The 3,328-nt window shown below is 41.5% G+C and carries 4 protein-coding genes; all 4 read right to left on the bottom strand.

Features of this window, described 5'->3' with window-relative positions:
* Positions 1 to 193: 193 nt before the first annotated feature.
* The 4 genes from HMPREF0549_RS08000 to scrK all read right to left on the bottom strand — a co-directional run bounded on the left by HMPREF0549_RS08000 (position 194) and on the right by scrK (position 3,207).
* Positions 194 to 460, bottom strand: coding sequence for a SemiSWEET family transporter (locus tag HMPREF0549_RS08000; protein ID WP_040531767.1), 267 nt, complete (start codon positions 458 to 460; stop codon positions 194 to 196).
* A 151-nt stretch (positions 461 to 611) separates the two neighbouring features.
* A complete protein-coding gene (locus HMPREF0549_RS07995; protein ID WP_003717778.1) occupies positions 612 to 1,631 on the bottom strand; it encodes a zinc-dependent alcohol dehydrogenase family protein in 1,020 nt (339 codons plus the stop codon).
* Positions 1,632 to 1,702: 71 nt separating this feature from the next.
* Positions 1,703 to 2,113, bottom strand: coding sequence for a VOC family protein (locus HMPREF0549_RS07990; protein WP_003717777.1), 411 nt, complete (start codon positions 2,111 to 2,113; stop codon positions 1,703 to 1,705).
* Positions 2,114 to 2,328: 215 nt separating this feature from the next.
* On the bottom strand, positions 2,329 to 3,207 hold the full coding sequence (scrK, locus tag HMPREF0549_RS07985) for a fructokinase ScrK (protein ID WP_003717776.1): 879 nt from the start codon (positions 3,205 to 3,207) through the stop codon (positions 2,329 to 2,331).
* Between the last annotated feature and the right edge of the window lie 121 nt (positions 3,208 to 3,328).

The raw sequence follows: 3,328 nt of genomic DNA, 5'->3' as shown, positions 1-3,328 counted from the left end.
CAAAATAGGACCACTGCAATGATCCGCTTTACTTCTTTTGTCATTTTCCTGTTCCTTTCCATAAAAGAAAGCGGCACCCGTTTGATGGCACCACTTTGAACTTTATCTTTCCTTTATATTATCAAAAAACTGACAAGAAGTATAATTTCTTGTCAGTCAGATTGAATTAATATGTGGAGTTATTTGACCTATTTTACCAAGGGAAACAAGTCAAGAATGTCGCAAAGCTAAAGAATACCCCCGGAAAGTTAGCCCAGAACACTGGCCAGTCACGGTCCTTCTTAAAGTATGCATAGATACTCCAAAGAGTACAGTTCACTCCTGCAACAAATGGTTGAAGCGGTGCAGCGTAATTACCATGCAGGTTGTTATAAATCTGTGCAATGTAAGATACGTACATTAAGATAGCAATTATACTGGCAATTCGTCCGAGCCAGCTGATAAACTTTGATTCATTCATTCTCGTTCCCCTTTTCATAAAATAAATTTTCTATACCTAATCAATAAAAGCTCAAATTTGGAAAGATTTGCTTATCCACTCCAAGCGGTGAAAAAGCCTTGGAAAAGATTTGAAATAAGATGTAGAAAATACGCCTACTTACTTAGATAACTTAGGCTTCTTCGCCGGCAACTTTTACGATAGCCTTTGAAATATTGCCTAACTTACCACTTACAAAGTCTTCAACGTGAGCGAAGTCCAAAACATTTGAAATTAATGGAAGTGGATCAACATCTCCTGATTGAAGCAAAGCAATAGAATCTTCGAAAGTGTAAGGATTGATGAAGGTTCCTTGAATCGTTAATTGTTTTTGGTAAACCTTGTAAGTATTTACCTTAAACTCTGAGTCAGGGTTACCAACACCAAACATTAATACTTGACCACCACGACGAGCAGCTTCAACAGCTTGTTCTTGAGTCTTTGGTAGACCAACGGCTTCAACAACAATGTCATATGAGTCTTCCTTGACTTCTTCTGGGTGAGTCATGTTATTAATGATCTTAAAGCCGAAATGCTTCCGGTTATTTTCAAGCTTTTCGTCAACGGTTCCGGCAAGAGTAACTTCACGAATTCCGCGAGCCTTTAAAATTTGAGCAATCAGTTGTCCTTCAAAACCATCACCAATGATCAATGCATTTTGATATGGGTGAGTAGTCAAAAGATCAACAGCATGCATTGCGCATGAGATTGGTTCAATTACAGCTGCAGCTTCAAGTGAAACGTTGTCAGGAACATGATATACAACTTCTTCAGGAGCGGTGAAATATTCTTCAAAGCCGCCATCCCGAGTAACACCAACAGCATCCAAGTGTTCACAAAGTTCTGGGCGAGATGTCCGGCAGTAGTAGCACTTGTGGCAGTAAATGTTTGGATCAACGCTGACACGATCGCCAACCTTGAAATCTTCAACTTCACTCCCAACAGCTGCAACTACACCAGAATTTTCGTGTCCCAATACAATTGGTGGAACAGCATCTGCTGAACCAGGAAGACCATTGTATAATGCCTTATCAGTTCCACAGATACCAGCCCAGGCAGTGTGAACTAAAACTTCATTGGGCTTAACTTCTGGCTTCTTGTAGTTGTCATCAATTTCTAACTTCTTCTTACCAGTCATTACTAAAGCTTTCATCAGATATTCCTCCTACACTAACAAAGTGCTTTAGGGTCGATCTGGACTAAAGGTTAATGCCTCTAGCGGGATTAATCCTTAACAACTTCACAAAATTCAATAGTTTCATCGTTTGGACCAACAATGTTGAAGAACTTGATTCCATGCTTCCAGAAGTCAAGGTGTTGTACTTCGTCTTCCTTAACGTCGAATCCTTCTTCTTTAGCGGCCTTAAATGCATTATCTGCATCTTCAACGTTCAATGAGATATGGTTAATTGCACCGGTCTTGTGAACAGCACCATCACTGTCCCAGATCTCTAACATTAAGTGGCCAACCTTCATAAATACCACTTGGTGTCCTTGATCATCAGTATCAAATTGGCCTTGCTTCTTGAAACCTAACTTTTCCCAGAAGGCAATTGTCTTCTTCAAATCATCAGTTGGAATTCCAACGTGTGCCAAGTCGTCATAATAACCTGCTAAACTCTTGTTAAATGACATAAGTCTCACCTCCTTTAAATGGACTTTAATATCTAATTTATTAAGACTAGAGCGTGCTTCGCCAGGAACTTGCTAGAGATAAAGTTCTACTGCGACAGAGCCAAAACGTGCTCGCCGTGACCGCAACTTCCGCCTAGCTATCCCGTCCTTGATTGTAACCAATCATCGTCCGGGATTTTCTAGTGCTCAGTTGCTAGTTCGTCATGGCTCGCACTCTAATTTGTTGCCGCCTTCAATGCTAAGGCAAAGTCGCCGATGGTTGCGGAGCCGTTGTGTTGGGCTAATGGCATGGTGATGTATTCATTAAGATCGCCGACCTCAACATAATCGTTAAGCAGCTTCTTAAATTCACGACGAATCTTCTTTAAGAATTCTTCGCTAACAACACCACCACCAAAGACAATTTGTCCTGGACGGAACATAAGGGTTGCATCGACAGCAGCTTGGGCAACATAGTAAGCCATAATGTCCCAAACATGATCAGTTAATGGAACATCTTTTCCCTTCTTGCCTAACCGTGCTTCAAAGGTTGGCCCACTAACTAGTCCTTCAAGACAATCACCGTGGAATGGGCAAATTCCCTTAAAGTCAAGGTCATCAGGGTGACGCTTCAACCGAATATGTCCCATTTCAGGGTGACCTAATTCACCGACAAACTTACCGTCAATTACAGCACCGGCACCAACACCAGTCCCAATGGTGTAATAAACCAGTGAATTGATCCGCTTGTTAAATAACGTTGAAAGAACATATTCACCGTATGCGGAACCATTAACGTCTGTCGTCCAAGCAATTGGAACGTTAAAGTGCTTCTTGAATGGGCCCACAAAATCAGTGTCTTGCCAACCCGGCTTTGGCGTATTGGTAATGTAACCATACTTAGGTGAACTCTTACGAATTTCAATTGGTCCAAATGATGCAATCGCAATCGCACTCAAATCATCCTTGTATTGGTCAAACCATTCAATACACTTTTGAATGGTTTCTTCAGGAGTCGTTGTTGGGATGTGGATTGAATCTTGAATTTGGTAGTTAATATTACCAACGGCACAAACGAACTTTGTCCCTCCTGCTTCAATACTTCCTAGTAGCATAGCAATTCCTCCTTACTTGTTTTCGCCCATTTCAGCCCGCAGCTTCTTGCCGATCTCTTCGTAACCTGGCTTGCCTAACAGGCCAAACATGTTAACCTTGTAAGCTTCAACGCCTGGTTGG

Origin of the sequence: Limosilactobacillus vaginalis DSM 5837 = ATCC 49540 (assembly GCF_000159435.1) — a bacterium.
Lineage (GTDB): Bacteria > Bacillota > Bacilli > Lactobacillales > Lactobacillaceae > Limosilactobacillus > Limosilactobacillus vaginalis.
The sequence above is the reverse complement of the archived record's forward strand: the minus strand, read 5'-3'. Positions and strand labels throughout refer to the sequence as shown.

Excerpts from the sequence above, each read along its gene's own strand:
- HMPREF0549_RS08000 (WP_040531767.1), bottom strand. The coding sequence starts at position 460 with ATGAATGAATCAAAGTTTATCAGCTGGCTCGGACGAATTGCCAGTATA.
- HMPREF0549_RS07990 (WP_003717777.1), bottom strand. The coding sequence starts at position 2,113 with ATGTCATTTAACAAGAGTTTAGCAGGTTATTATGACGACTTGGCACAC.
- HMPREF0549_RS07995 (WP_003717778.1), bottom strand. The coding sequence starts at position 1,631 with ATGAAAGCTTTAGTAATGACTGGTAAGAAGAAGTTAGAAATTGATGAC.
- scrK (WP_003717776.1), bottom strand. The coding sequence starts at position 3,207 with ATGCTACTAGGAAGTATTGAAGCAGGAGGGACAAAGTTCGTTTGTGCC.